The sequence below is a fragment of the Marinobacterium iners DSM 11526 genome, from assembly GCF_900107855.1.
Classification (GTDB): Bacteria; Pseudomonadota; Gammaproteobacteria; order Pseudomonadales; family Balneatricaceae; genus Marinobacterium; species Marinobacterium iners.
Genome location: NZ_FNRJ01000006.1, coordinates 134,357 through 159,819, shown reverse-complemented (window position 1 = coordinate 159,819; position 25,463 = coordinate 134,357). Strand labels below are relative to the sequence as shown.

The 25,463-nt window shown below is 58.1% G+C and carries 27 protein-coding genes; 18 read left to right on the top strand and 9 right to left on the bottom strand.

The window, feature by feature from the left end:
* Window positions 1–4 precede the first annotated feature (4 nt).
* Genes BLV48_RS09035 through coaBC form a run of 3 tightly spaced genes read right to left on the bottom strand, consistent with a single transcriptional unit; the run spans window position 5 to window position 3,107 of the window.
* Window positions 5–1,393 carry a phosphomannomutase/phosphoglucomutase gene (locus BLV48_RS09035; protein ID WP_091826193.1) on the bottom strand — a complete coding sequence of 463 codons (1,389 nt, stop codon included), beginning with the start codon at window positions 1,391–1,393 and terminating at the stop codon, window positions 5–7.
* Between the two features lie 41 nt (window positions 1,394–1,434).
* Entirely contained in the window at window positions 1,435–1,890 is a 456-nt protein-coding gene (gene dut, locus BLV48_RS09030; RefSeq protein WP_091826192.1) for a dUTP diphosphatase, read from the bottom strand.
* Window positions 1,887–3,107, bottom strand: coding sequence for a bifunctional phosphopantothenoylcysteine decarboxylase/phosphopantothenate--cysteine ligase CoaBC (gene coaBC / locus BLV48_RS09025; RefSeq protein WP_091826190.1), 1,221 nt, complete (start codon window positions 3,105–3,107; stop codon window positions 1,887–1,889). The genes dut and coaBC overlap by 4 nt, the downstream gene beginning before the upstream one ends.
* 110 nt (window positions 3,108–3,217) lie before the next feature.
* Between coaBC and radC the strand changes: the two genes are divergently transcribed.
* From radC to BLV48_RS08980, 9 genes are all read left to right on the top strand, one after another.
* A complete protein-coding gene (radC, locus tag BLV48_RS09020; RefSeq protein WP_091826188.1) occupies window positions 3,218–3,892 on the top strand; it encodes a RadC family protein in 675 nt (224 codons plus the stop codon).
* Between the two features lie 198 nt (window positions 3,893–4,090).
* A complete protein-coding gene (rpmB, locus tag BLV48_RS09015) occupies window positions 4,091–4,327 on the top strand; it encodes a 50S ribosomal protein L28 (RefSeq protein WP_091826187.1) in 237 nt (78 codons plus the stop codon).
* Between the two features lie 13 nt (window positions 4,328–4,340).
* Window positions 4,341–4,508: a 50S ribosomal protein L33 gene (gene rpmG, locus BLV48_RS09010; protein ID WP_027854336.1), complete on the top strand. Its 168-nt coding sequence runs from the start codon at window positions 4,341–4,343 to the stop codon at window positions 4,506–4,508.
* Between the two features lie 125 nt (window positions 4,509–4,633).
* Window positions 4,634–5,536, top strand: coding sequence for a DMT family transporter (locus tag BLV48_RS09005; protein ID WP_091826185.1), 903 nt, complete (start codon window positions 4,634–4,636; stop codon window positions 5,534–5,536).
* Window positions 5,529–6,341, top strand: coding sequence for a bifunctional DNA-formamidopyrimidine glycosylase/DNA-(apurinic or apyrimidinic site) lyase (gene mutM / locus BLV48_RS09000; RefSeq protein WP_091826184.1), 813 nt, complete (start codon window positions 5,529–5,531; stop codon window positions 6,339–6,341). Before BLV48_RS09005 ends, mutM begins: the two co-directional genes overlap by 8 nt.
* Window positions 6,342–6,349: 8 nt before the next feature.
* Window positions 6,350–7,237: an alpha/beta hydrolase gene (locus tag BLV48_RS08995; protein WP_091826181.1), complete on the top strand. Its 888-nt coding sequence runs from the start codon at window positions 6,350–6,352 to the stop codon at window positions 7,235–7,237.
* A gap of 93 nt (window positions 7,238–7,330) precedes the next feature.
* Complete coding sequence (locus BLV48_RS08990) at window positions 7,331–7,861, top strand: phosphatase PAP2 family protein (protein ID WP_091826179.1); 531 nt, start codon at window positions 7,331–7,333, stop codon at window positions 7,859–7,861.
* Window positions 7,861–8,931, top strand: coding sequence for an MJ1255/VC2487 family glycosyltransferase (locus BLV48_RS08985; RefSeq protein WP_091826178.1), 1,071 nt, complete (start codon window positions 7,861–7,863; stop codon window positions 8,929–8,931). The genes BLV48_RS08990 and BLV48_RS08985 overlap by 1 nt, the downstream gene beginning before the upstream one ends.
* Before the next feature lie 54 nt (window positions 8,932–8,985).
* Complete coding sequence (locus BLV48_RS08980; RefSeq protein WP_091826177.1) at window positions 8,986–9,732, top strand: 3-hydroxybutyrate dehydrogenase; 747 nt, start codon at window positions 8,986–8,988, stop codon at window positions 9,730–9,732.
* Window positions 9,733–9,979: 247 nt separating this feature from the next.
* Here BLV48_RS08980 and elbB read toward each other — a convergent pair whose 3' ends face one another.
* Entirely contained in the window at window positions 9,980–10,633 is a 654-nt protein-coding gene (elbB, locus tag BLV48_RS08975) for an isoprenoid biosynthesis glyoxalase ElbB (protein ID WP_091826175.1), read from the bottom strand.
* Between the two features lie 198 nt (window positions 10,634–10,831).
* On the opposite strand from elbB, the gene hemB reads away from it, so the two are divergent.
* Both hemB and ppk1 read left to right on the top strand, forming a co-directional pair.
* Complete coding sequence (gene hemB, locus BLV48_RS08970; RefSeq protein ID WP_175527629.1) at window positions 10,832–11,842, top strand: porphobilinogen synthase; 1,011 nt, start codon at window positions 10,832–10,834, stop codon at window positions 11,840–11,842.
* A 50-nt stretch (window positions 11,843–11,892) separates the two neighbouring features.
* The gene (ppk1, locus tag BLV48_RS08965; RefSeq protein WP_091826229.1) at window positions 11,893–14,067 is read left to right on the top strand and encodes a polyphosphate kinase 1; all 2,175 of its coding nucleotides are present in this window, start codon (window positions 11,893–11,895) and stop codon (window positions 14,065–14,067) included.
* On the opposite strand, the gene BLV48_RS08960 is transcribed toward ppk1, so the two are convergent.
* Window positions 14,068–14,919 carry an SDR family oxidoreductase gene (locus BLV48_RS08960; protein ID WP_254775000.1) on the bottom strand — a complete coding sequence of 284 codons (852 nt, stop codon included), beginning with the start codon at window positions 14,917–14,919 and terminating at the stop codon, window positions 14,068–14,070.
* A gap of 34 nt (window positions 14,920–14,953) precedes the next feature.
* Here BLV48_RS08960 and BLV48_RS08955 point away from each other — a divergent pair, with 34 nt between their 5' ends.
* Genes BLV48_RS08955 through BLV48_RS08945 form a run of 3 tightly spaced genes read left to right on the top strand, consistent with a single transcriptional unit; the run spans window position 14,954 to window position 18,469 of the window.
* A complete protein-coding gene (locus tag BLV48_RS08955; RefSeq protein ID WP_091826171.1) occupies window positions 14,954–15,874 on the top strand; it encodes a hydrogen peroxide-inducible genes activator in 921 nt (306 codons plus the stop codon).
* Window positions 15,871–17,946 carry an ATP-dependent DNA helicase RecG gene (gene recG / locus BLV48_RS08950; RefSeq protein WP_091826170.1) on the top strand — a complete coding sequence of 692 codons (2,076 nt, stop codon included), beginning with the start codon at window positions 15,871–15,873 and terminating at the stop codon, window positions 17,944–17,946. Before BLV48_RS08955 ends, recG begins: the two co-directional genes overlap by 4 nt.
* Window positions 17,933–18,469 carry a DUF501 domain-containing protein gene (locus BLV48_RS08945; protein ID WP_091826168.1) on the top strand — a complete coding sequence of 179 codons (537 nt, stop codon included), beginning with the start codon at window positions 17,933–17,935 and terminating at the stop codon, window positions 18,467–18,469. Before recG ends, BLV48_RS08945 begins: the two co-directional genes overlap by 14 nt.
* A gap of 43 nt (window positions 18,470–18,512) precedes the next feature.
* Here the strand turns inward: BLV48_RS08945 and BLV48_RS08940 are convergent, their stop codons facing one another.
* Window positions 18,513–18,761, bottom strand: coding sequence for a YfhL family 4Fe-4S dicluster ferredoxin (locus tag BLV48_RS08940; RefSeq protein WP_091826167.1), 249 nt, complete (start codon window positions 18,759–18,761; stop codon window positions 18,513–18,515).
* A gap of 32 nt (window positions 18,762–18,793) precedes the next feature.
* Entirely contained in the window at window positions 18,794–19,276 is a 483-nt protein-coding gene (coaD, locus tag BLV48_RS08935; RefSeq protein WP_091826165.1) for a pantetheine-phosphate adenylyltransferase, read from the bottom strand.
* Window positions 19,277–19,551: 275 nt separating this feature from the next.
* Here coaD and BLV48_RS08930 point away from each other — a divergent pair, with 275 nt between their 5' ends.
* The gene (locus tag BLV48_RS08930; RefSeq protein ID WP_091826164.1) at window positions 19,552–20,169 is read left to right on the top strand and encodes a TetR family transcriptional regulator; all 618 of its coding nucleotides are present in this window, start codon (window positions 19,552–19,554) and stop codon (window positions 20,167–20,169) included.
* On the opposite strand, the gene rsmD is transcribed toward BLV48_RS08930, so the two are convergent.
* Window positions 20,143–20,760: a 16S rRNA (guanine(966)-N(2))-methyltransferase RsmD gene (gene rsmD, locus BLV48_RS08925; RefSeq protein ID WP_091826162.1), complete on the bottom strand. Its 618-nt coding sequence runs from the start codon at window positions 20,758–20,760 to the stop codon at window positions 20,143–20,145. The two genes, BLV48_RS08930 and rsmD, sit on opposite strands and share 27 nt — an antisense overlap.
* Before the next feature lie 18 nt (window positions 20,761–20,778).
* Entirely contained in the window at window positions 20,779–21,981 is a 1,203-nt protein-coding gene (locus BLV48_RS08920; RefSeq protein ID WP_139253900.1) for a hypothetical protein, read from the bottom strand.
* 106 nt (window positions 21,982–22,087) lie between these two features.
* On the opposite strand from BLV48_RS08920, the gene ftsY reads away from it, so the two are divergent.
* The 3 genes from ftsY to ftsX are packed head-to-tail and all read left to right on the top strand — an operon-like array spanning window position 22,088 to window position 25,322.
* Window positions 22,088–23,665, top strand: a complete 1,578-nt coding sequence (gene ftsY / locus BLV48_RS08915; RefSeq protein ID WP_254774999.1) for a signal recognition particle-docking protein FtsY — start codon at window positions 22,088–22,090, stop codon at window positions 23,663–23,665.
* 9 nt (window positions 23,666–23,674) lie between these two features.
* Complete coding sequence (gene ftsE, locus BLV48_RS08910) at window positions 23,675–24,340, top strand: cell division ATP-binding protein FtsE (protein ID WP_091826158.1); 666 nt, start codon at window positions 23,675–23,677, stop codon at window positions 24,338–24,340.
* Complete coding sequence (ftsX, locus tag BLV48_RS08905; protein ID WP_091826156.1) at window positions 24,333–25,322, top strand: permease-like cell division protein FtsX; 990 nt, start codon at window positions 24,333–24,335, stop codon at window positions 25,320–25,322. The genes ftsE and ftsX overlap by 8 nt, the downstream gene beginning before the upstream one ends.
* The last annotated feature ends 141 nt before the right edge of the window (window positions 25,323–25,463 follow it).

Genomic DNA, 25,463 nt, shown 5'->3' with positions numbered 1-25,463 from the left:
CCGGTCAGGCATCGGGAATCAGCAGACCGGGATCGATCGCGCTCAGGCGCGACTGGAATTCATGCTTGATACGGGACAGCGCCGCGTCATTCTCCGCCTCAAAGCGCAGAACCAATACCGGTGTGGTGTTGGACGCACGCATCAGGCCCCAGCCATCAGCATAGTCGACACGCACACCATCAATGTGACTGACATTGCCGCCGGGGAACGCCGCCTGCTGCAGCGCTTCAACCAGCGCGAACTTGTTGTCTTCACGCACCTCGATATTGATCTCCGGGGTGCTGATATCTTCAGGATAGGTGCTGAAGATGGCATCGGCATCCTCATAACGGCCGGACAGAATCTCCAACAGGCGAGCCGCGCTGTAGAGGCCGTCATCAAAGCCGTACCAGCGCTCCTTGAAGAAGATGTGGCCGCTCATCTCACCGGCCAGCAGGGCGCCGCACGCCTTCATCTGCCGCTTGATCAGCGAGTGGCCGGTTTTCCACATGGTGGCCTTGCCGCCGGCCTGCTCGATTACCTGCGGCAGCAGGCGGGAGCACTTCACATCGAACAGAATTTCGGCCCCTGGGTTGCGGCTTAAAACGTCCTCGGCGAACAGCATCATGACCCGGTCTGGGTAGACCACATGGCCGGATGGCGTAATCACGCCGACGCGGTCACCGTCTCCGTCAAACGCCAGCCCCAGATCGGCCTGATATTCCTTAACCGCCGCAATGGCATCCTGCAGGTTTTTCAGCTTGCCCGGGTCAGGATGATGGTTGGGAAAGGTGCCATCCACCTCACAGAACAGCGGAATAACCTCGCAGCCCAGCTGCTCCAGCAGTTCGGGCGCGATGCCACCGGCGATGCCGTTGCCGCAGTCCACCACCACCTTCATCGGACGCTTGAGGTTGATATCCTTTAGGATGCGCTCGCTGTAGGCGCGCTCGATCGCCAGCGGTTCGGCGGCACCGGTGCCGTCCACGTATGCCTGCTGCTCGATGCAGCGAGCCAGATCCTGAATCTGATCGCCGGACAGGGTTTCGCCACCGAGCATCATCTTGAAGCCGTTATAGTCAGCCGGGTTGTGGCTGCCGGTGATCATGATGCCGGTCTGGTCGTCACGCTGGTGCGCGGCAAAATACAGTACCGGTGTGGGTACATAGCCGATATCCAGCACCTGACAGCCGCTGTCGGTCAGTCCCTGAATCAGAATCTGCTTCAGTGACGGGCCGGAAAGACGACCGTCGGCGGCAACGACGACTTCACGAATGTTGCGTGCAGCGGCTGCAGCGGCAAAGGCGCGACCAATGTGATACACGGTTGCATCGGTCAGCGACTGACCAACGATACCGCGGATATCGTAGGCCCGAAAAATGTCACGGTCGAACTGCTGTAACGGATAGGGCATTGATACTGTTCCCTGTCGTGAGTAAGTGTTTACTGATTGATTCAGTGGCGACCGGAAGAGCCGAAGCCACCCGCGCCGCGCTCAGAGTTGCTGAATTCGTCGACAATCTCGAATTCGGCCTGCATCACCGGTACCAGAACCATCTGAGCGATACGCTCACCCGGCTCGATGGTGAAGGTGGTCTGGCCCCGGTTCCAGCAGGACACAAATAGCTGGCCCTGATAGTCAGAATCGATCAGACCGACCAGGTTGCCCAATACGATGCCGTGCTTGTGGCCGAGGCCCGAGCGCGGAAGGATCATGGCACACAGGCCCGGGTCCGCGATGTGGATCGCCAGTCCCGTAGGAATCAGCTCGGTCTGCCCCGGCTCCAGCGTCAGTGCCTGATCAAGGCAGGCGCGCAGATCGAGACCGGCGGAGCCTTCAGTGGCGTAGGCGGGCAGGGGGATGTCACGACCGATGCGGTCGTTCAGAATCTTGACTTGCAGTGCTTTCATTCTGTTCTCTGGCTCTTGCGGTGGAAATGCTCGGCGATCTGATCAATCAGCTGGCGTGCCAGCAACCGCTTCGGACCCAGTGGTAGGGTCAGGGTCGTGGCTGTACTGACCAGCGTAACGGCGTTGTCATCGCTGTTGAAACCGATATCGGGATTAGACACGTCATTGGCGATGATCAGATCCAGCCCCTTGCGTTCCAGCTTGCTGCGGGCATATTCGAGTACGTCACGGGTTTCGGCGGCAAACCCCACGGTAAAGGGGCGCTGCCGTTCCAGCCCGGCAACCGTGGCAACGATATCCGGGTTCTTGATCAGGCGCAGCTCCATGATCTCTTCACTGCCTTTCTTGATCTTGTGTTCGGCGACCGCCACCGGGCGATAGTCGGCCACGGCAGCGGCGGCGATAAAAATATCGCACTGCTCAACGCCGTCCAGCGAAGCGGCCAGCATCTGTTCGGCGCTTTCCACCTGAACACACTCCACTCGCGGGGGGGATGGCAGATTGACAGGACCGCTGATCAGGCGCACATCAGCACCGGCATCGGCAGCGGCTTCCGCCAGCGCATAGCCCATTTTGCCGGAGCTGTGATTGGAGATGAAGCGCACCGGGTCCAGGGGCTCTCGAGTGGGGCCGGCTGTGATGAATACCCGTTTGCCACTGAGTGCACCGTGCTGAAACTGCTCGGCGGTCAGTTCGGCTAGCTCTTCCGGCTCCAACATGCGTCCGGGGCCGGTATCGCCACAGGCCTGAGCACCAACCCCAGGACCAAACACCTTGACGCCCTGATGGCTCAGCTGCTGGATATTGTGCTGGGTGCGCGGGTCGCGCCACATCGCCTGATTCATCGCCGGTGCCAGGCAGATGGGTGCATCGGTGGCCAGACACAAGGTAGTCAGCAGATCGTCACCCATGCCGGCGCTGAAGCGGGCGATGAAGTCCGCACTGGCCGGTGCGATCAGAATCAGGTCGGCCCATTTGGCCAGTTCGATATGGCCCATGCCCGCTTCGGCTTCGGGGTCGAGCAGATGTTGATGTACCGGGTGTCCAGACAGTGCCTGCAGTGTCAGCGGGGTGATGAATTCGGTTGCCGCGGCGGTCATGACAATGCGTACATCGGCCCCGGCGCCCTTGAGCAGTCGGGTCAGTTCGGCACTTTTGTAGGCGGCAATGCCGCCGGTGATTCCGAGCAGAATCTGCCGGTTAGTGAGTCTGTGCATACCCTGAATGTCCGATAGTTTCTCATTCTGGTTTGGAGCGTTAAGATACCACTTCAGCCGGGCAATGCGTAGACGATTCAGCCCGGATTCACACTCACAGGGAGGTGAGCATGGCGATCAGTGACTGGCCGGCGGAAGAGCGGCCAAGAGAAAAACTGCTGGCGCGGGGGGCTGCTGCGTTGTCGGATGCCGAGCTGCTGGCGATCTTTCTGCGCACCGGTGTGCAGGGCTGCAGCGCGGTAGATCTGGCGCGACAACTGCTGGAACATTTCGGCGGCCTGCGACCGCTGTTGGAGTGCAGCCAGGCGGATTTCTGCACAGCTCATGGTCTGGGGCCGGCCAAGTATGTTCAGCTGCAGGCGGTGCTGGAGATGTCGCGGCGTCACCTGGAAGCTCAGCTGGTGCGGGAGTCGGCGCTGGAGAGCCCGACCATGGTGCGTCAGTACCTGGCCAGTCGTCTGCGGCATGAGCCGCGTGAAGTGTTCGCCTGTCTGCTGCTGGATAACCGCCACCGAGTGATCCGCTACGAGGCGCTGTTCTATGGCACCATCAATGCCGCCAGCGTACATCCGCGCGAGGTGGTTAAGCTGGCGCTGGCACATAATGCCGCGGCGGTTATCCTGGCGCACAACCATCCTTCCGGCGTGGCCGAACCATCGCAGGCCGATCGACAGATCACCGATCGGTTGATTCAGGCGCTGGGACTGGTCGATATTCGGGTGCTGGACCATATGGTGATTGGTGATGGCGAGACGGTTTCGTTCGCCGAACGCGGGCTGCTGTGACCGCTGGTGAAAAATTCAACAATTCGCTGGCGTGGTTGCATTGGCTTCTGTATGATATGCGGCCTTCTGTTCCTTAATGGTACGGTATTCTGTCCGGCTTATTCGTATGGGACGCTCCGCCTGAGGTCGCACCGGTTGTGTGGCCAATAAACATCGAACAGAAGTAAACATAACCCTTGTTAGAAAGGTTTAGTCACTATGTCTCGAGTTTGCATGGTAACGGGCAAAGGCCCGGTAACCGGGAACAACGTTTCCCACTCAAACCGTAAAACGCGTCGTCGCTTCCTGCCGAACCTGCATTGGCACCGTTTTTGGGTAGAGAGCGAAAACCGTTTCGTACGTCTGCGTGTTTCCTCCAAGGGCATGCGTATCATCGACAAGAAGGGTATCGATTCGGTTCTGACCGAACTGCGTGCCCGTGGCGAGAAAGTCTGAGGAGATTTGAATCATGGCTAAAGGCGCACGCGAGAAGATCCGTCTGGTATCCTCTGCAGGAACCGGTCACTTCTACACCACCGACAAGAACAAGCGTAACACTCCGGACAAGTTCGAATTCAAGAAATACGACCCGGTTGTTCGTAAGCACGTGATCTACAAGGAAGCCAAGATCAAGTAATTGGTTCTGGACTGGAGATCCCGGAACCCCGCAGTGCTGAATGTGCTGCGGGGTTTTTTATTTTCTGGCATGCTGTATATCCGACCGTTGTTGTAAGGTTTGTTTCCTGTGCAGAAGGCCCCTGAATGTCTGTTCCTCCCGCGTTGATTCGTTTTGTACCTCTGGCGTTTGTACTGCTGTGGAGTACCGGTTTTATCGGTGCCCGTTACGGCCTGCCGTACATCGAGCCATTCAACCTGTTGCTGATCCGCATGCTGCTGACGCTGGGCGTGTTCCTTGCGTTTATCTTCATATTCCGTGCCCGCTGGCCTTCGCCGTCGCAGGCGATGCATCAGCTCGTTGCAGGGGCGCTGGTGCATGGATGCTATCTGGGCGGTGTATTTGCTGCGATCAAATGGCAGCTGCCGGCGGGTGTGACCTCCATTCTGGTCGGGCTGCAACCGGTTCTGACAGCGGTTTTGGCCTGGATGATGACCGGGCAGACCTTGCGCCGGCCCCAGTGGGGCGGGCTGCTGCTGGGGCTTTTGGGGGTGGTGCTGGTGCTGGGCAGCGGGCTGCAGCCGGGCAACTTTGAGGTGCGCATTGAGGCTGTATTGGCAGCGATGGTGGCGTTGGTGGGTATTTCGATAGGCACGCTGTACCAGAAGCGCTTCGGGGCGGGGACGGACCTGCTGACGGGATCTTTTTTCCAGTACCTGTCCACGGCGTTGATGATGGCGCTGTTGAGTTTTGGTCTGGAAACGCGAGAAGTTGAATGGCACCCGGAGCTTATTGGTGCCCTGCTGTGGCTGGTGTTTGGTCTGTCGGTCAGTGCCATTCTGCTGCTGATGTTGATGATCCGAGAGGGCGAAGTGGCACGTGTGGCCAGCTACTTCTATCTGGTGCCGCCCGTAACGGCACTGGAAGCCTGGTGGCTGTTCGGTGAAGAGCTGTCGGTGCTGGCGCTGGGTGGCATGGCGCTGGCGGTATTCGGTGTTTATCTGGTACTGCGCCCTGCCAAGCCTTCACGGGAGAAGGGTCATGCCTGAGTTGCCAGAAGTTGAAACCACATGCCGTGGGATTGCGCCCCATATTGTTCATCAGCGTGTCACGCGGCTGGAGGTGCGTCAATCCAGACTGCGCTGGCCCATTCCCGAGCAGTTGGCACAATGGGTTGAAGGTGATGAGGTGCGGTGCGTCGAGCGGCGTGCGAAGTATCTGCTGCTGAGTTTCAGTCGAGGACAGATGATCGTGCACCTGGGTATGTCAGGCAGTCTGCGCATCCTGCCGCAGGGTACGGTTCCGGGCAAGCATGACCATGTGGATCTGGTGCTGGCGTCCGGGCAGCTGCTGCGGCTGACTGATCCACGTCGCTTCGGTGCCGTGCTGTGGCAGGAAAACGGTACCGAACACAGCCTGCTGGCCCATCTGGGGCCGGAGCCGCTGAGCGAGGACTTTACCGCCGAGTATCTGCAGACCGCCTGCAAAGGGCGCAGAACAGCAATCAAGGCACTGATCATGAATGCGCAGGTTGTGGTCGGGGTCGGTAACATTTATGCCAATGAAGCCCTGTATCGTGCCGGAATCGATCCACGCCGAGCGGCGGGGCGTATCTCTGCAGAGAGGCTGTCGGTACTGGTTGAAACCATCAAGACTGTACTTGCAGCCGCCATTGAACAGGGAGGCACCACTTTGCGCGACTTTGTGGGGGGCGATGGCAAGCCTGGCTACTTCAGTCAGGTGCTGGATGTGTATGGCCGAGGTGGTCAGCCCTGCAATGGTTGTGGCGAGCACCTTACCGAAATAAAGCTGGGTCAGCGCAGTACCGTATTCTGTCGCCGCTGCCAGCGTTGAGGAGTTACATGAACAGTTGCTATAACCCGCCCGTTGATCTTCAGCGTACCGAGCTGCGCCGAAAGCTGGGTATTGAGTCTCGGCTGGAACTGCGTCGATGTGTTCGTATCGGCACGTTACCGCTGCATACCGAGCTATACTCCTGTGCTGATGAGACGGCACCCCTGCTGCTGTTCATTCCCGGTATCGGCACGTATTCCGAGCTCTATGCCGAGCTGCTGTCCGATCTTTCCGCTCAGGGCCTCAATGTGGTCGGTGTGGACCTGCGTGGCCATGGCTACTCCGGTGGCGAGCGTGGCCTGTACACAGTAGACCAGGTCTGCACCGATCTGAGCGAGATCCTCGACTATTACCAGCAGACTTTCAGTGGCCCCGTATACTTATACGGCTACTCCATCGGAGCATTGCTGGGGCTGGCCTGTGCCGAGAGGGAGTCACGTATTGAACGATTGGTTTGCGGTACGCTGCTGGTACCCGAAATGGCACCGGATATGCTGCATCAAGTCGGCTGGTCATGGATCTGGAGCAGTGCGTTGCTGCTGCCGGGCTTACAGCTGCCGATGAAGAATTTCATCGACTACGATCGTCTACTGGCCGGTCACCCTGCCGGCGAAGAGATCAACAGCGATCCCCTGATTGTCTTCGACTATCCGCTACGCACCCTGTCCAGCCTGTTCACACACCGCTTCGGCAGCCTGTCGAGGACGTTCAACTTCCGCGGCCTGATCATCCACGGCAGCGAAGACGAGGTATTGCCACTGAGTTACTCCCAACGGGTACAGGAATGGCTAAAACAGCCATTTGAACTGATCAATGTGGAAGGGGAGGGGCATATGTTGCCCTGGGACAACCCGAATCGCCTGACGCAACTGATTACTGACTGGCTGCAGCACTGAGTGGCTGTCATTAAAGCTTCACCTTGATGTAACTGCACTTTCACCGCTTTGAACGAAAAATGATCACCTGAGTGCCAACAAGGGGTGGTCGCCATGAACCGTTTGCAGAAGCTTAACGCCTTCGATACCCGCGCCTTCTTCTGGTGCAACGGCTACGGTCAGCATGCACCGGTGATGGCGGGCAGCCGATGGATCTCCCGGCTTGGGGATGGCGGCCTCTATCTCATACTGGGCCTGACGCTGGCTCTGTGGGAGCCTGAAGATGGCCAGGCCTTTCTGCTGGTCGGGCTTTTGGCCTACGGCATTGAGTTGCCGCTCTATCTGCTGCTGAAAAACACCATCCGGCGTGACCGGCCCTGCCATCGTCTGCAGGGGTTTCGAGCGGCCATCGAGCCATCGGACAAATTCAGCTTCCCGTCCGGACATACCGCAGCCGCCTTCGTATTTGCCATGCTGCTGGCGCAATTTTACCCTTCACTAATGCTGCCTGGTTTTATTCTGGCACTGTTGATCGGTAGCTCCCGAGTGCTGCTTGGTGTTCACTACCCGACTGATATTGCCGCAGGTGCTTTGCTTGGCATCACTTCGACCCTGCTGGCGCTGGGCGTCTGGGAGTGGATCTGATGCGTATTCTGTATGGCGTGCAGGCAACCGGGAATGGACATATCACCCGGGCTCGGGTGCTGCTGCCTGCGCTGCAGGCGGCAGGCGTTGAGGTTGATGTGCTGCTGAGTGGACGGGCGCCTGAACGACTGTTCAATATGGAGTGCTTTGGTCGGTTTGAAACCCGGCGTGGTTTTACCTTTGTCACCTCTGCAGGGCGGGTGGGCTGGCTGAAAACTCTTAGGCAAAGTCGGCCAGTGCAGTTCTGGCGCGATTACCGCCAGCTGGATCTGAGCCGCTACGATCTGGTGCTGAGTGACTTTGAACCTGTCACGGCCTGGGCAGCACGGCATCAGGGCGTACCCTCACTCGGTATTGCTCACCAGTATGCTTTCCATCACCCCATTCCCGGGACCGGATTCAAACCCTGGTTGAAACCGTCACTCAAACTGTTCGCACCTGTGGATGAGGCGGTGGGTGTGCACTGGTACCACTTCGATGCTCCCATTTTGCCACCCTTGGTAGCCCCTCCGCCCTATCCGTTGACTGAGGAACCGGACAAAATTCTGGTGTATCTGCCGTTTGAGTCCATGGATGAGGTTATCTACTGGCTGAGTGCCTTTCCGAAGTATCGCTTTCGCGTTTATTGCAATATTGCAACACCTGAGCAGCGCGGGCCTTTGGAACTGCAACCCTTCTCGCGTGACGGTTTTCAGCGTGACTTGTGCAGCTGTGCCGGCGTGATCAGCAATGCCGGTTTTGGTTTGTGCAGCGAGGCGATTCAGGCGGGAAAAAAACTGCTGGTCAAACCGCTGCACAGTCAGGTGGAACAGCGCTCCAACGCCGCTGTATTGAAACAGATGGGGCTGGCCAATACCATGTCGGAGCTGGCGCTGGAGCCGGTAGAGGCATGGCTGGCACAGTCGTCTCCAAGTCCGTCGCCCTGGCCGGATGTGGCAACTGCACTGGCGCAGTGGATTGCCTCGGGTCGTCAACAGTCGCTGGATGCACTGGGGCGCGAGCTTTGGCAGCAGGAATATGTCCGTCAGTTTTCACCCTCTCATGCCAGGTTGCGCCAACCCCTGCTATAGTTATCTGCACTCGTCTGAAATGCCCGTTTAGTGACGTTATGAAGGAGAGAGCAGATGCGCGTATTGATTACCGGTGCCGGCAGTGGCATAGGCAAGGGGCTTGCGCTGGCGCTGGCGACCGAGGGCCATACCATTCTGGTGACGGATCTCAGGCAACAGGCTGCAGACGACGTGGCCAGAGAAATTCAGGCGTCAGGCGGAGAAGCCCGGGCGCTGGCACTGGATGTGTCGGATCACGGCAGTATTGAGGCTCTGAATGGCGAGCCTGTTGATGTGTTGATCAACAATGCAGGGCTGCAGCATGTAGCTCCGCTGGAAGACTTTCCGCCGGAAAAGTTCGATCAGCTGATACAGGTGATGCTCACCGGGGCCGCCATGTTGACTCGTGCGCTGCTGTCCGGCATGCGCCAGCAGGGATTTGGGCGCATCATCAATGTCGGTTCCATACACGCACTGGTCGCATCACCGTATAAAAGCGCCTATGTGGCGGCCAAGCATGGCCTGCTGGGCTTTTCAAAGGTTGTAGCGCTGGAAACGGCCGATACCGACATTACCATCAATACGGTCTGCCCATCCTATGTGCTGACACCGTTGGTTGAGCAGCAGATCGCGGCACAAGCCAGGGCCAACGGAATTTCGGAGCAGGATGTGATCGACGAGATTATGCTCAAGCCGATGCCCAAGGGCGCGTTCATCAGTATAGAGGAGTTGGCGGGCGTGTGTCAGTTTCTGATCAGCCCGGCGGCGCGCAACATGACCGGTCAGACCATCACGCTTGATGGGGGGTGGACGGCACGCTGAACAGCTGTCCATAGAGGCTTTTGCAAATCCCATAAAAAGCGAAAGGAGCCGATGATCCATCATCAGGCTCCTCTCTCTGGCATCCGTATCCCTGCAGTTGTAAAAGCGGCTTCTTGCCTGTGCACTCCGTGCGTCCTGAACTGCTGCGTGGCCGTCCTTGTATTCGTTCCCTGAACAGGAGATCCACAAGACCCATTATGCCGAGTCCAAAAATTATGGATATAGGAATTTTTCCTAATTTTGCGGGTCAAACCATTTTGATCACTTCATCCACAAGGCGATTGATTCCAGAAGCGGCTTCGCTGATTGAGCCTGCCAGCATATAGGCTGGGGTAGTCACGACCCGGTTGTCGGTATCGACCACGATTTGATCCACCGGGCAGTTTTCATGTATGCCACCCATGCTGTTGATCGCGCCGGCAACGCCCTCGTCACTGCCGATAGTGCAGCGGATACCGGTACCGAGCAGCTTCGGCGTCATGGCTGGCGCAATGCAGACCAGGCCTACGGGCTTGCCGGCGTCATGGATGGCACGGGCAAATGTGACCAACTGTGGGTTGACGGTGCAGTCGGCGCCCTTGACGGCAAAATCACTCAGGTTCTTGGCGGCCCCAAAGCCACCGGGGATGATCAGCGCATCAAACTCGGCTGGGTTAGCCTCGGCCAGATCCTTGATTTCACCGCGCGCCAGACGTGCCGCTTCAACCAGTACGTTGCGGCCTTCACCTTCGGCCACTTCACCGGTCAGGTGGTTGATCACGTGCATCTGCTCCACATTGGGGGCAAAACACTGATACGCCACGCCGTTATGCTCAAGGCGCAGGAAGGTAAGGACCGACTCGTAGATTTCGGAGCCATCAAATACACCACTTCCGGACAGAATCACCGCGATCTTTTTCATGGGCTGAACTCCTTTTGGCTGTAACCATCGATGCAATTGAGTGTTTTCCGTACTCGCCCCACAGGGGTCGTGTCGCACTGGTCACAGATTACGTTAAGATGAGACCAATACCAAACAGGTGATGTGCCGTGAAACGGGCCGTTGTCACCTGTATGTCATCTTTTTGTCGTCCAATGCACCTGAAAAAGGAATCGAGCCGTGGCTTTTACCAACAGTCAGCGTTTCTACCCTGAAACCCGCATGCGCCGAATGCGCGCCGACGAATTTTCGCGTCGTCTGATGCGTGAAAATGTCCTCACCACAGATGATCTGATCTATCCAGTCTTCGTGCTGGAAGGCGAGAACCAGGTGGAAGCGGTGTCGTCGATGCCGGGTGTGGAGCGCTACAGCATCGATCTGCTGGTGGAAAAGGCAAAATACTGGCATCAGCTGGGTATTCCAATGCTGGCGCTGTTTCCGGTTACGCCGGCCGAAGCCAAGAGCGAGTTTGCCGAGGAAGCCTACAACCCAGATGGGCTGGTACAGCGTGCGGTGCGTGCCCTGAAAGCCGCTGTACCGGAACTGGGTGTTATGACCGATGTGGCGTTAGATCCGTATACCACCCACGGCCAAGACGGCATCATCGACGAGACTGGCTATGTACTCAACGACCGTACCGTGGACACACTGGTGCAGCAGGCTCGGTCCCACGCCGAAGCAGGTGCCGATGTGGTGGCCCCCAGTGACATGATGGATGGCCGTATCGGCGTAATCCGTGATGAGCTGGAAAGCAACGGCTTCGTTAATACTCGCATTATGGCCTATTCTGCCAAGTATGCGAGTGCCTACTATGGCCCCTTCCGCGATGCGGTGGGCTCGGCAGGCAATCTGGGCAAGGGAAACAAATTCAGTTACCAGATGGATCCAGCCAACAGCGATGAGGCACTGCACGAGGTTGCGATGGATCTGGCCGAAGGGGCCGATATGGTGATGGTTAAGCCGGGGATGCCCTACCTGGATATCGTGCACCGTGTGAAAACCGAACTGAAAGTGCCGACCTTTGTCTATCAGGTCAGTGGCGAGTATGCCATGCACATGGCGGCGTTCCAGAATGGCTGGCTCGACGAGGAGTCGGTGATTCTGGAGAGCCTGACATGCATCAAACGCGCCGGTGCCGACGGCATTCTGACCTATTTTGCGATCAGGGCTGCCGAGTTGCTGCAGCGCTAAACCAACGAGTGAAACGAATGGACGACAGTATCAACCCGGGAGAAAGTGCAATGAATGATATCAGTCAGGATGTGACTGTGACGCTGGAGCAGAGCGAAGCCACCGCAGCCCTGCTGGAGAGCCGGGAGATACTGCCGACCATTGATCCGATCGAAAAACTGCCGGTGGATCTGAAAGCGCCCGAGCTGTACATCAACCGGGAACTGAGTCATCTGCAGTTCAACGTGCGAGTGCTGGAACAGGCGCTGGATGAAAGCTACCCCTTGTTGGAACGGCTGATGTTTCTGCTGATCTTTTCAAGCAATCTGGATGAGTTTTTCGAAATTCGGGTGGCGGAGCAGTTGCGACAGCTCAAGTATGGCCGTGAGGCGGTGGGGCCGGATGCAATGCACCCGCAGAGGGTGCTCGACAAGATTGCCGAGATCTGTGCCATCAATATTGAGCGGCAATACAAGATTCTGAACGACATAATGTTTCCGGCTCTGGAAGCAGAAAATATCCACTTCCGCCGCCGTAGTGACTGGACGGCGGAACAGTTGTCCTGGGTGCGGGACTACTTTGAAGAGAAAATCGTGCCGGTGATCAGCCCAATTGGGCTGGACCCCTCGCACCCCTTCCCGCGCTTGGTAAACAAGAGCCTAAACTTCATCGTTGAGCTGGATGGCAAGGACGCGTTCGGCCGTGAGACCGGCATGGCGATCATTCCCGCTCCGCGCTCGTTGCCGCGCTTGATTCGTCTGCCGGACGAGCTCTGTGATGGCGGTGACAATCTGATCTTCCTATCATCGATTATCCATGAGTTTGCCGAAGAGCTGTTCCCGGGGATGAAGGTGGATGGCTGCTACCAGTTCCGTATCACCCGTAACGCCGACCTCAGCTTCGACTTCGAGGAGATCGAAGATTTGGCCCGTGCCCTGCGCGGTGAGTTGCACTCGCGCAAGTTCGGTGATGCAGTACGGCTGGAAGTGGACAGCCGTACGCCCGAGAGCCTGATCAGCTTTCTGCAGGCAGAGTTCAACCTTCCGGACAGCCACGTCTATCGTGTTAACGGGCCGGTCAATCTGACACGCTTGATGGCGGTACGGGATCTGGTGGAGCGCTCAGAGCTGCGCTGGAAAAGCTTCACCCCAAACCTGCCCAACAAGCTGAAGAACAACGAAGACATCTTCAGCGCACTGCGCAAGAACGACCAGCTGCTGCTGCATCCGTTCCAGTCCTTTACTCCGGTGGTGGACCTGTTGCGTCAGGCGGCGAAAGACAACGACGTGATTGCGATCAAGCAGACCCTGTACCGTACCGGGGTCAAGTCCGACATCGTCAACGCGCTGGTGGAAGCGGCACGCAATGGCAAGGAGGTGACGGTGGTGATCGAACTGCGGGCGCGGTTCGATGAGGAGAGCAACCTGCAGCTGGCCAGCCGTCTGCAGGAAGCGGGCTGTCTGGTGGTGTACGGTGTGGTGGGCTACAAGACTCACGCCAAGATGATGCTGATCGTGCGCCGCGAAGGCAGCGAACTGGTGCGCTACTGCCACCTCGGCACAGGCAACTACCACTCTGGAACCGCGCGGCTCTACACCGACTACAGCTACATGACCGCCGACAACGAAGTGGGCGAGGACGTTCACAAGATCTTCCAGCAGCTCACCGGCATGGGCAAGATCCAGAAGCTGCAGAAGCTGTACAACGCGCCGTTCACGCTGCACGCCAAGATGCTGGAACTGATTCAGAACGAGATTCGCAACGTCAAGGCAGGCAAGCAGGGGCACATCATCATCAAGGTGAACGGTCTGACCGAACCCAAACTGATCCGTGCCCTGTACGAGGCGTCACAGGCCGGTGTGCAGATTGATCTGATCATTCGTGGCATGTGCCGCCTGCGCCCGGGGCTGGAAGGGATCTCCGAGAACATCCGGGTTCGCTCCATCATCGGTCGCTTCCTGGAACACACCCGCATCTACTGGTTCGCCAATGATGGTGGCAAGCCGGTGGTGATCGGCTCAAGCGCCGACTGGATGGAGCGCAACATGCTCAATCGGGTGGAAACCGGCTTCGAGCTGTTCGGCAAGAACGCCGAGCGCATTCGCAAGGAGCTGGACTACTATCTGCAGGACAACGCCCAGGCCTGGGAGCTGCACTCGGATGGCAGTTACACCCTGGTGCAGCCGAAAGAGGGTGAAGAGCGCTTCAGTGCGCAGCAGAAGCTGCTGGACGAGCTGGCGGTCTGATCACACTTTTCGCAGCAGCTCCGCGTAGCCACTACGAAAATCCGGATAGCGAAAGCGGTAGCCGCTGGCTCTGAGTCGGCGGTTGCTGCAACGCTTACTGCCGCCTCGACGCACCGCCTGCCGCTCACGAACTTCGACCCCCAGCTCAGCGGCAAGCCACTCCATCACCTCATGTATCGGCGTGGGTGCGTCATCGCTGGCCAGATACAGCGGTTTTAATGTCTGCCCCTGCAATGCCAGCTGCAGCAAGTGCTCAAGTACACCGGCACAGTCCGCGCTGTGAATGCGGTTACTGTAATGCAGTGGCTTACGGGGGGCGGCAATGCCGGATTCGACCAGTCGCTGCAGATGATTTCGTCCAGGGCCGTAAATGCCGCTGAACCGTACCACCGTGGCGGGTATGTCGCTGCTCAAGGCCAGCCGTTCGCTGGCCAGCAGAATGCGGCCGCTCTCGCTGTCCGGCCCGGTGACGGACTGCTCGTCCACCCACTCATGCTCGGTCTGGGCATACACACCGCTGCTGCTGGTCAGGAACAGGTGGCGTGGGGGCGTCGGCAAGGCGTCCAGCACATGTTTCAATCCATCGACATAGGTACGGCGATATATGTCGGGGTCACGACTCTTGGCGGCAGCAGTGTAAAACAGCCAGTCGCAGGCCGGCAAAGTCCCCAGCGTATCCGGATCGGTCATATCGGCGGCAATGCCATGGATGCCGGCGGGAAGCTGGTTTATAGTACGGCGAAGCCCGAACACCTGTGCTCCCTGCGTACTCAGCCTTACCCCCAGCTGGGTTCCGACATCGCCACAGCCCGCGATCAGCACTCGTTGTTCCTGCATGACTACCCCACTCATTGATTTACGTTCATCCTAACAGAGGTACGCGCCGATGACGCTGACGGAGCTTCGATATATTGTCACTCTGGCCCAGGAGCAGCACTTTGGCCATGCCGCCGAGCGCTGTTTTGTCAGCCAGCCGACACTGTCGATTGCAGTCAAGAAGCTGGAGGAAGAACTGGGGGTTGCGCTGTTCGAACGCAGCAAGAATGCCGTGCGGGTGACCCCGGTGGGCGAGAAGGTGGTCCGTCAGGCCCAGACTGTTCTGGAGCAGGCCGAAGCTGTGCGAGAGCTGGCGCGTGAAGGCAAGGACCAGTTGGCCAGTCCTCTTCGCATTGGTGCCATCTACACCATCGGCCCTTACCTGTTTCCGCAGCTGATCCCGCAGATTCAACGGTTGGCACCCAACATGCCGCTGTATATCGAAGAGAATTTTACCGAGAACTTGCGTACCAAAATTCGCAACGGTGAACTGGATGCGATCATCGTTGCACTGCCGTTCCACGAGTCTGATGTGCTGACGCGTCCGCTCTATGATGAGCCGTTTATGATGGTAATGCCCAAGGGGCATGAGTTGGCCGGACAGCAGGAGATCGACTCTCGACAGATGAATGAAATTCGCATGCTGTTGCTGGGTGAAGGGCATTGCTTCCGTGATCAGGTATTGGAAGCCTGCCCGACGCTGAACCAGTCCTTTCATGATCAGCATACAGTCACCGAAGGCAGCTCGCTGGAAACCATCCGCATGATGGTGGCGTCTGGGCTGGGAACCAGCGTGTTGCCGCTGTCAGCCATCGAAAATCACCCCACTACTGAACTGATTGAAGTCAGGCCCTTCAAGCAGCCCCAGCCGATGCGCACGGTGGCAGTGGCCTGGCGAGCCAGCTTCCCCAGACCTCAGGCGATCGATGTGCTGGTGGAAGCAATTAATCATTGCAGCGTCAAGGTCAGCAAGGACAAGGGTAAAGCGTGAGTGTGGCAGGCGGTGTGCCGGTTACTGAGCTGAAAGGCGTCGGTACTGCGCTGGAGCTAAAGCTGGAGCGGCTCGGCATCCGTACGGTGCAGGACCTGATTCTACACCTGCCCAATCGCTATCAGGACCGTACCCGCGTTCTGCCGATCGGCTCATTGCGACCTGGCGATGAAGGCGTTGTTGAAGGTACGATTCGTGCGGCAGATATTGTACAGGGGCGTCGACGCAGCCTGCTGTGCCGGCTGCAGGATGGTACCGGCACATTGACGCTGCGGTTTTTTCATTTCAATGCGGCGCAGAAAAACAGCCTGTCGACAGGTAAACGACTGATCTGCTTTGGTGAGGCTCGTCCCGGCCCCGCCGGGCTGGAAATGGTACACCCTGAATACCAACTGCTGAAAACTGAAGGCGCTGCGCGGATGGCTGAAAGCCTGACGCCTGTGTATCCGCTGACGGAAGGGATGACGCAGAACCGTGTCCGTTTGTTAATTACATTGGCACTGGAATGGATGGAGCGGGAGGGGCTGGATGACCTGCTGCCTGAAGCCTTGCGATCGCGCTGGCAACTGCCCGATCTACAGCACTCAATCCGCTATCTGCATCATCCTCCGGTGGATGCGGATCAAGCATTGTTGCTGGAAGGTAAGCACCCCGCGCAGCGTCGGTTGGCGCTGGAGGAGTTGTTGGCGCACCATCTGTCACTGCAAAAAATACGTCGCCAGGTGCAGCAGCAGGGGGCGCCTCAGTTGCGTGCTACGGGTGAGTTGAGTCGCCCCTTTCTTGATCAGCTGCCGTTTTCACTCACGGCGGCACAGCTGCGAGTGGCCAGAGAAGTTGCCCGCGATCTGCAAAAACCGCTTCCCATGCTGCGTCTGGTACAGGGCGATGTGGGCTCCGGCAAGACCGTCGTTGCTGTGCTGGCGGCACTGCAGGCGGTGGAAAACGGCTTGCAGGCGGCGGTAATGGCGCCCACCGAAATCCTGGCTGAACAGCATCATCTGAATTTCAGCAATTGGCTGGAGCCACTGGGGATTCGAGTAGCCTGGTTGGCGGGCAAGGTGAAAGGCAAGGCACGTGAGGCTCAGCTGGCGGCCATTCGCACCGGCGAAGCACAGATCACCGTTGGCACCCATGCCCTGTTTCAGGAGGAGGTGGTGTTTGCCGATCTGGGTGTGGTGGTGATTGACGAGCAGCACCGTTTCGGCGTGCATCAGCGCCTCAGTCTGCGTGAAAAGGGGCGTAACGGAGAACGCAGTCCGCATCAATTGGTCATGACGGCAACGCCCATTCCCCGCACGCTGACCATGAGCGCCTATGCCGATCTGGACTGCTCCATCATTGATGAGCTGCCACCGGGACGCACACCGGTTCAGACTGTGGTGATTGCCGACTCGCGCCGGGATCAAGTGGTCGAGCGGGTGCGTCAGGCCTGCGAAGAGGGGCGACAGGCCTACTGGGTCTGCACGCTGATTGAAGAGTCGGAGGCACTGCAGTGTCAGGCGGCGGAAGTGGCGGCCGAGAGCCTTAAGGAAGCGTTGCCACAGTTGCGCATCGGGCTGGTACACGGTCGCATGAAGCCGGCCGAGAAGGCCGAGATCATGGCCCGCTTCAAGGCTGCCGAACTGGATCTGTTGGTGGCGACCACTGTGATCGAGGTGGGTGTGGATGTCCCCAGCGCCAGTCTGATGATCATTGAAAACCCTGAACGGCTGGGGCTGGCGCAACTGCATCAGTTGCGTGGGCGGGTAGGGCGTGGCAGTGTCGAAAGCTTCTGTGTCCTGATGTACCATGCGCCGCTGTCGAAACAGGGGCGTGAGCGGCTGGCTGTGATGCGAGAGACCACCGATGGGTTTCGCATTGCCGAAAAGGATCTGGAACTGCGCGGGCCGGGCGAAGTGCTGGGTACACGTCAGACTGGCATGATGCAGTTTCGTATTGCTGACCTGCAACGTGATGCCGACCTGTTGCCCAAAATACACCAGCTGGCAGCTGATCTTGAACAGCTGCCAGCACTGAATGAAAGCCTGATCCGGCGCTGGTTGGGCAGCGGAGAAGACTATGCACAGGTTTGATACCACCCGAACGCAACCGACCCCGGAACAGCTGCTGCTGATTGAGCGCCAGATCGGACGCACGCCTCGAGGGATTGAGGCGATCGCCTGCCAGACAGAAGCGGGTATTCCACTGGTATTGCAGATGCGCAGCCTGCTGGGGGATACCCCTTTCCCGACGCTCTACTGGCTCAGTTCGAAGGACCTGGATGTGGCGATCAGTCGCATTGAGGCGAATGGTTGGGTCAAACAGATCGAGGAAGAGCTGCAGCAGAATGAAACACTGCGCGAGGCCTTTTACGCCCAGCAGCAGCGCTATGTGGAGCGTCGGCAGGCGTTGATGCGACCGAAAGATCGGGCGCGCATAGAGGAAAAGGGGCTTGCCGAGCTGTATACCCGCTATGGCATTGGCGGTATTGCACAGTGGGACAAGGTACGCTGCCTGCACATGCAGTATGCACACTGGCTGGCGGAAGGGGACAACGTAATCGGTGAAAGGCTGGAGCAGGAATTTGAACTCAGCCGGACCGAAATCCGGCTGTAAACAATGCTGCGGGCGTGTATGAACTCACGCCCTGCACCTGACCTCAGTTGCCGGTCAGTTTGTGGTACTTGTCCATCAGCATGTCTTCGGTTTCGACGTGGTCCGGATCTTTCGGAATACAGTCAACCGGGCATACTTCAACGCACTGCGGCGTGTCATAGTGACCGACACACTCTGTGCACTTGCCCGGGTCGATTTCGTAAATTTCATCACCCGGAGAGATTGCCTCGTTGGGGCATTCCGGCTCGCATACATCACAGTTGATGCATTCGTCAGTAATCATCAATGCCATGACTGGCTACCTCACTCGCTCTGACAGGTTCGTTATTTCTGGCTCTGGTGCTGCTTCAGTGCACTGGCAACCGCCGGGTGTACAAACTGATCCACATCGCCACCCAGTGCCGCAATCTCGCGGATCAAGGTGGAAGAGATATAGGATAGATGCTCCGCCGGTGTCAGGAACAGGCTTTCAGCCTGAGGGGCCAGCTTGCGGTTCATGTTGGCCAGCTGAAACTCGTATTCGAAGTCGGATACGGCTCGCAGTCCGCGCAGGATAATGTTGGCCTGTTGATCGCGGACCAGATTTGCCAGCAGACAATCGAAGCCGATCACCTCCACATTGGGCAGGTGGGACAGCGCGGTTTTGGCCAGTTCAACCCGCTCATCCAAAGACAGCAACGGTTTTTTCTTGGGGCTGGCGGCTACAGCCACCACAACCCGGTCAAACAGACGCGAAGCGCGCCCAACCAGATCGGAGTGGCCATTGGTGATCGGGTCGAAGGTGCCTGGATAGATCGCCGTATTCATATCGGTTGCTGACCTTTGCATCATGTGGCAACACTGTTCGAGCGGATGTTAGCCCAATTGCGGGGGGCACACAAATAGATTAGAGGAATGAGAGATAATAAAAAGGTTATTAAAATTCACCTTTTTATTTTTAAGGGTTATATACGTCCATGTCAATTATGACGCTTTTGTTAAACCCTTCGTAACCGGCTTGCGTGCCAGTACGACTACACTTAGGTTAGCTTGTTATCCATACCCCCTCAAATGTAAAAGTGTCAGGGAGCGGTACAACGACCATGGCCAGGCGTACACCGGAAGAAGCGGAACAGACGCGGCAGCAGCTGCTGGCAACGGGGCTGAAGCTGTTCAGTGAACAGGGGGTTGAAGCCACAACCCTGAAGCAGATTGCACAGGTAGCGGGCGTGACCCACGGAGCCTTGTATTGGCATTTTCGCAATCGAGCTGATCTGCTGCAGCAGATCCACCATGCCTGGATGCTGCCGTTCGAGCCGGTCTGGCTGGAGCAGTGTCAGGCACTGCAACAGGATGCGCTGGCGGCCCTGAAGCTGTATCTGCTTGGCGTGTTGGATGGATTTGAGCAGGATGCCGAAGCATGTGCCCTGTATCGAGTGTTCTATCAGCCGGTGGTGCTGTGTAATGACCTGAAGCCTTTGTTTGACTCTCTGGAACAGAATCGTGAACTGTGGCTTGACCAGCTGCGCCGATTTCTGAAACAGGCACGCAAGCAGAAGCAGCTCAGAAAAAAGCCAGACCCTGTCGAGCTTGCCTTCACCCTGCAACAGGCCATGAACGGTTTGCTGCATGAATGGTTAAGAACCGGTCGCAGCTTTGGGCTCAAGGCGCGGGGGGAGCAGTTGGTAGAGCTGCTATTCGCTGGGCTGCCTTACAAATAGACGATAGGCGACCTGGCCGGCGGCTTTTTCCCGGTGTATAACCCAATTGGCCGGCAAAGTATCCAGTGTCAGCGATTTTTCCGTCTCAATATAAATCATCGCTTCTTCACGCAGCAGGCTGCGACGTTCCAGCATTTCACAGATTGGTGCCACCAGCCCCTTGTGAAAGGGCGGGTCCATGAATACCAGGTCGTAGCGGGGTTCCTGATCCGGCTGGCACCTGTCGAGCCAGTCGAGAGCCGATGCGGCGATGATCTCGGCGTTTTGCGCCTTGAGCAGATTGATATTGCTTCTAAGTTGACTCACCACTTCCGTGGCCTGATCCACAAAGGTTACCGAGGCGGCACCCCGAGACAGAGCCTCGATGCCCAGCGCGCCGCTGCCGCTGAAAAGGTCCAGGCAGCGTGCCCCCGGCAGGTAGCCCTGCAGCCAGTTGAACAGGGTTTCTCTGACCCGATCCGGTGTTGGCCTCAGCCCTTCTATATCGGGAAAATGCAGTTTGCGTCCGCGCCATTCACCGCCAATGATACGCACCGTGGATGTATCGGTAACTCTGGTTTTTTGTGGGCGGTGGTTGTTGCGGCGCGGCATGGGCAGAGTCCTTGAAATTTAGTGCGGCAGAGAAAGGGTGTGATAGTAATCAGACAGCAGCTGTGACTGCAACCACTGCTGCATGGCGGACAATTCCAGTACTTCCAGCTGTGTGGGCAAGCGCTGCAGGCTGTCCGGAGGCAGTTGATACAGGGCCAGCAGGTCCATCCATTGCTGCTGCCCAGTATTGCCCTCCAGCTGTTTCAGCAGGGTCTGGCGTGCTGTTTCCACATTTTCTGGCTGTAGCTGCTGTGGCAGCCAGGCAGGGATCTCGGGCCACTGTTCGCCTTGCAGCAGTAATGTCACGAGCCCGCCGCTTTGAGTCGCTTCCCAGCGCAGGCTGTACCCGGCCTGATGAGCGGGTGCGTCTGCCAGTTGCTGTTTCAACCATCGTGAAAGCGGCTGGACAACCAGCTCCCGCCCCAACAGCAGTTGTGCGAAGTCCTGTATCGACTTCACCTGAGGCAAAGTCCAGCGGTGCAGCTGTAGCTGGGCGTTTGCGGCTGGCGTAACCGGCAGCGGCTTCGGGCTCAGCATCAAATCCTCAAAGGGTGCCGATGATGGTGCCGGGTCAAATATGACGGACGACAATGACTGGTATTCAGGCCCGGTCAGTGTTATTCGCCAGTCTGACGGCTGCAGCTGCCGTGCATAATCAGCCAGCGGATCCAGCGAAAGGTGCTCATTGCTTGAAGGTGGACTGGCCAGCCAGACCTCTGCATTCTGCCTCATCATGTACTGTTCGGCCTGGGTACGCTGCAACAGCGCTGACCAGTCAACTGTGGGAGGTGTTTGCAGTTGCTGCAGCAGTTGTCGCACGTCACTATCGGCAAAGGGTCTGCCGCTTTTCAGCTGCAGCAACCGGTAGCCGGCATTCGACTGCACCTGTACCTCCCAGCCCTGAGCTGACAGCCAGTCACCCAGCTCATCCGGTTTTTGCAGGCGCATGATGCAGGCCTGTGTGATCAGACGCTGTCGCAGCTGGGTACTGGCGTCGAGTGCGGGTGGGTGCGGAGCGATCAGGTGCAGGCGGAACAGTGTCTGCTGTGGGATTACCTGCTGATAGATACGCCGATCCGAGTCGGCACTGATGACAGCTTCTGGCTGTGATTCTGGTCCCAACAGGGACAGCAACAGGATAACAACCGGCAGGACCCAGATCAGCAGTCGCAGCTGGCCCCGGCTTAACAGGGCTGAACGGCGGGATTTGCTTTCCATCATGCATCTCCGGGTTTGTCGGCGTTGGCTCTGTGCTAAGATAGCCAGCCTTGTTGATTCGTTTCATTCATGCCCGTCAGACGGGCTGTTACGGTGGATATTACAGACTATGGAAGCGCTCTACACCTGGATGGCCGATCGCGGTCTTGACCCTGCCACTTTGCCCTGGATTGCAGGGGTTTTTCTGGTCGTTTTGGTACTGGTGATTGCTCAGGTTTCAAAACGCCGCACGCAACGGCTGGAGCAGCAGGCTCAGGAGGATGCTCAGCGCAGGATTGAAGAGACCCGTGCCGCCGAAGTGGCAGAAGCCGAGAAGGTTGCGAAGCGTGAGGCCGAAGCGGCTGAAAAGGCCGAGCGTCAAAAGGCTGAACAGCAGGCAGCAAAAGAACAGGCTGCTGCCGAGGCGGCTGCAGAGGCTGAGAGCCGTGCGGCCGAGAAGGCCGAAGCGGAGGCCAAACAGCAGGCAGAGCAGGCTGCTGCAGAGGTGGCGCTCAAGGCAGAAGAGGAGGCGGCTCGACAGGCACGTGAAGTTGCGCGTCAGCAGGAAGCTGAAGCAGTGGCTCGTCAGGCGGAAGAAGCTGCTTGGAAGGCTGCAGAAGTCGCCGCCGAGGCCGAGCGCCAGGCGGCAGCTGAGCGGGCTGCGCAAGCGCAAGCGGAAATGCAGGCCGAAGAAGAGCGTCAGGCTGCTGCGGCTGAAAAGGCCGAGCAGGAGCGGAAGGCCGCTGAGGCTGCCGAAGAAGCAAAGCTGACGGCAGAAGCACCCGAACAGCAGAAAAAGCGCCTGTTTGATCGCATCAAGTCTGGCCTTAGCCGTACCAAAGCGAACTTGACCGAGCAGCTGGGTGATCTGTTTCTCGGTGCCAAGGAAATTGATGACGACCTGCTCGAAGAGATCGAAACCACCCTTCTGATGGCGGATATTGGCGTTGAAGCCACCACCGAAATCATCGAGCGTCTGACGGATCGCGTCGAGCGCAAGCAGCTGAAGGATGCCGAAGCCCTGAAAGAGGCGCTCAAGCAGGAACTGGGAGAGCTGCTCGGTGGTGTTGAGCATCCGTTGCGTCTGCCAGAGAAGAAACCGGCTGTCATCCTGATGGTTGGTGTCAATGGCGTAGGCAAGACCACCACCATCGGCAAGCTGGCGAAAAAGTATCAGACTGAAGGCAAGTCGGTGATGCTGGCTGCGGGCGATACCTTCCGCGCTGCTGCCGTGGAGCAGCTGCAGGTATGGGGTGAACGCAACAGTGTTCCAGTGGTTGCTCAGCACACCGGTGCCGATTCCGCGTCAGTGATCTTTGATGCGTTGCAGTCCGCTCAGTCCAAGGGAGTCGATGTGCTGATCGCGGATACGGCGGGTCGACTGCAAAACAAGGATAACCTGATGCAAGAGTTGCAGAAGGTGGTACGCGTCATGCAGAAACTGGATCCTGATGCCCCGCACGAAGTGATGCTGGTGCTGGATGCCGGTACCGGTCAGAATGCCATCAGCCAAGCCAAGCAGTTCAAGGAGTCGGTGGGCGTGACCGGTATCACGTTGACCAAGCTTGATGGTACCGCCAAGGGTGGCATCATCTTCGCCATTGCCAAGCAGTTTGGCCTGCCGATTCGATTTATCGGCGTGGGTGAGCAGGTCGATGATCTGCGCCCATTTGAAGCGGACGAATTCGTACACGCTTTGTTCGATTGAGATTTCGCGATGGCAGCTATCCGGTTCAGTAACGTTTCCAAACGCTATGCCAGTGGTCAGGACGCCCTGCTCAACCTGGACTTCGAACTGGAGTCCGGCGAGATGGCGTTTCTCACCGGGCATTCAGGGGCGGGCAAAAGCACCCTGCTGAGGTTGATCATGCTGATGGAGCGGCCCAGTCGAGGTCAGATCTGGGTGGGACAACAGGACCTGTCCCGCCTGCACCGCTCGCAGATCCCCTATCTGCGGCGCCAGATCGGTGTGGTGTTCCAGAATCACCACCTGCTGTTTGACCGTTCGATCTTTGACAACGTGGCACTGCCGCTCCAGATCAGCGGCTATGACCCTGCCGATGCGGCCCGTCGTGTCAGGGCGGCACTGGACAAGGTTGGGTTACTGGCACGAGAAAAACACAATCCGATCACGCTATCGACCGGTGAACAGCAGCGAGTGGGCATTGCCCGTGCAATTGTGCACAAGCCCCGGCTGCTGCTTGCGGATGAGCCCACCGGTAACCTGGACCCACAACTGTCGGAAGATATCATGCGCCTGTTTGGCCAGTTCAATCAGGTGGGAACCACTGTTCTGATTGCCAGCCATGATCTGTCGCTGATCAACCGGATGAAACATCGCATGCTCACACTCAGAAACGGCAGGCTGGTGGCAGATGGCTAGAAAAGAAACACAGGCCCAACCCCCTCGACGCGGTGCGCAGCAGCACCGTATTCAGTTTGCCGACCGCAGCCGCAGTTGGCGGCGCCATCATGCACTTGTAGCGCGTCAGGCACTGGTGCGTTTGCGACAGACACCGGTGGCTTCGTTGATGACACTGGCGGTACTGGCGATTGCACTGGCACTGCCGGGGTTTTTGTTTACGGCACTGAGCAACCTGCAGACGCTGACCTCAGGCTGGGACCCGGAGCCACGAATTGCCCTGTACATGCAGACCGAGTTGAGTGATCAGTCGATCGACAGTTTCAGTCGTGAGCTGTTGCTGCGGGATGATTTGAGCTCGGTTGAGCTGATCAGCCGGGACAAGGGGCTTGAGGATTTCCGCAGTTATACTGCCTTTGCCGACCTGCTGGACTATTTTGATCACAACCCTCTGCCGGCGGTAATCATGGTGACGCCCCTGTCCAGTGACCCGGTCCAGCTGCCGCTGCTGCAGGCCGAACTGCAGGCGTTGCCGGGCGTGAATGAAGCTCAGCTGGATATGGAGTGGGTGCAGCGCCTCAATGCGATCATCGCCCTGGCCAAGCGCGGCAGCTATGTCCTTGGCGGCCTGCTTGCAATGGCGGTTCTGCTGGTGGTGGGCAATACCGTGCGCATGACCATCGAGAGCCGCCGTGACGAGATCATCGTCAGTAAGCTGGTTGGGGCGACCGATGCTTGGGTACGTCGGCCTTTCCTGTACAGTGGTTTTTGGTACGGCCTGATCGGAGGCCTGTTGGCCTGGCTGCTGGTACAGCTGGCGCTGCTGATGCTGACCGCACCGGCGCAGGCCCTGGCCGATCTGTATCTGAACCGGTTTGAGGTCAGAGGGCTGGGATTGGTCGGGACGCTGAGCCTGTTGGCAACGGCTGCACTGCTGGGGCTTACCGGGTCATGGCTTGCGGTCACGCGTCACCTGAACGAGATCGAACCGGGAGATAACTGATCGCGTCTGGAGCAGGTCTGCAGGGCTTGCTCTGCGGACCATTTCACGTTAAGTTTTTCGGTCGCTTGTTCATGGCAGTGGCACAGTGGAACTTTCGCGGCTATAAAAGGTCACTGTAACGAGCAATCAATCCTTGGGATT

Coding starts and splice junctions, on each gene's coding strand:
- mutM (WP_091826184.1), top strand. CDS start 5,529: ATGCCTGAGTTGCCAGAAGTTGAAACCACATGCCGTGGGATTGCGCCC.
- BLV48_RS08960 (WP_254775000.1), bottom strand. CDS start 14,919: ATGAGTGGGGTAGTCATGCAGGAACAACGAGTGCTGATCGCGGGCTGT.
- BLV48_RS09005 (WP_091826185.1), top strand. CDS start 4,634: ATGTCTGTTCCTCCCGCGTTGATTCGTTTTGTACCTCTGGCGTTTGTA.
- BLV48_RS08940 (WP_091826167.1), bottom strand. CDS start 18,761: ATGGCATTGATGATTACTGACGAATGCATCAACTGTGATGTATGCGAG.
- rpmB (WP_091826187.1), top strand. CDS start 4,091: ATGTCTCGAGTTTGCATGGTAACGGGCAAAGGCCCGGTAACCGGGAAC.
- dut (WP_091826192.1), bottom strand. CDS start 1,890: ATGAAAGCACTGCAAGTCAAGATTCTGAACGACCGCATCGGTCGTGAC.
- BLV48_RS08995 (WP_091826181.1), top strand. CDS start 6,350: ATGAACAGTTGCTATAACCCGCCCGTTGATCTTCAGCGTACCGAGCTG.
- BLV48_RS08980 (WP_091826177.1), top strand. CDS start 8,986: ATGCGCGTATTGATTACCGGTGCCGGCAGTGGCATAGGCAAGGGGCTT.
- rsmD (WP_091826162.1), bottom strand. CDS start 20,760: ATGCCGCGCCGCAACAACCACCGCCCACAAAAAACCAGAGTTACCGAT.
- BLV48_RS08955 (WP_091826171.1), top strand. CDS start 14,954: ATGACGCTGACGGAGCTTCGATATATTGTCACTCTGGCCCAGGAGCAG.
- radC (WP_091826188.1), top strand. CDS start 3,218: ATGGCGATCAGTGACTGGCCGGCGGAAGAGCGGCCAAGAGAAAAACTG.
- BLV48_RS08990 (WP_091826179.1), top strand. CDS start 7,331: ATGAACCGTTTGCAGAAGCTTAACGCCTTCGATACCCGCGCCTTCTTC.
- BLV48_RS08930 (WP_091826164.1), top strand. CDS start 19,552: ATGGCCAGGCGTACACCGGAAGAAGCGGAACAGACGCGGCAGCAGCTG.
- BLV48_RS09035 (WP_091826193.1), bottom strand. CDS start 1,393: ATGCCCTATCCGTTACAGCAGTTCGACCGTGACATTTTTCGGGCCTAC.
- BLV48_RS08985 (WP_091826178.1), top strand. CDS start 7,861: ATGCGTATTCTGTATGGCGTGCAGGCAACCGGGAATGGACATATCACC.
- BLV48_RS08920 (WP_139253900.1), bottom strand. CDS start 21,981: ATGATGGAAAGCAAATCCCGCCGTTCAGCCCTGTTAAGCCGGGGCCAG.
- elbB (WP_091826175.1), bottom strand. CDS start 10,633: ATGAAAAAGATCGCGGTGATTCTGTCCGGAAGTGGTGTATTTGATGGC.
- rpmG (WP_027854336.1), top strand. CDS start 4,341: ATGGCTAAAGGCGCACGCGAGAAGATCCGTCTGGTATCCTCTGCAGGA.
- ftsE (WP_091826158.1), top strand. CDS start 23,675: ATGGCAGCTATCCGGTTCAGTAACGTTTCCAAACGCTATGCCAGTGGT.
- BLV48_RS08945 (WP_091826168.1), top strand. CDS start 17,933: ATGCACAGGTTTGATACCACCCGAACGCAACCGACCCCGGAACAGCTG.
- ftsY (WP_254774999.1), top strand. CDS start 22,088: ATGGAAGCGCTCTACACCTGGATGGCCGATCGCGGTCTTGACCCTGCC.
- ftsX (WP_091826156.1), top strand. CDS start 24,333: ATGGCTAGAAAAGAAACACAGGCCCAACCCCCTCGACGCGGTGCGCAG.
- ppk1 (WP_091826229.1), top strand. CDS start 11,893: ATGAATGATATCAGTCAGGATGTGACTGTGACGCTGGAGCAGAGCGAA.
- coaBC (WP_091826190.1), bottom strand. CDS start 3,107: ATGCACAGACTCACTAACCGGCAGATTCTGCTCGGAATCACCGGCGGC.
- coaD (WP_091826165.1), bottom strand. CDS start 19,276: ATGAATACGGCGATCTATCCAGGCACCTTCGACCCGATCACCAATGGC.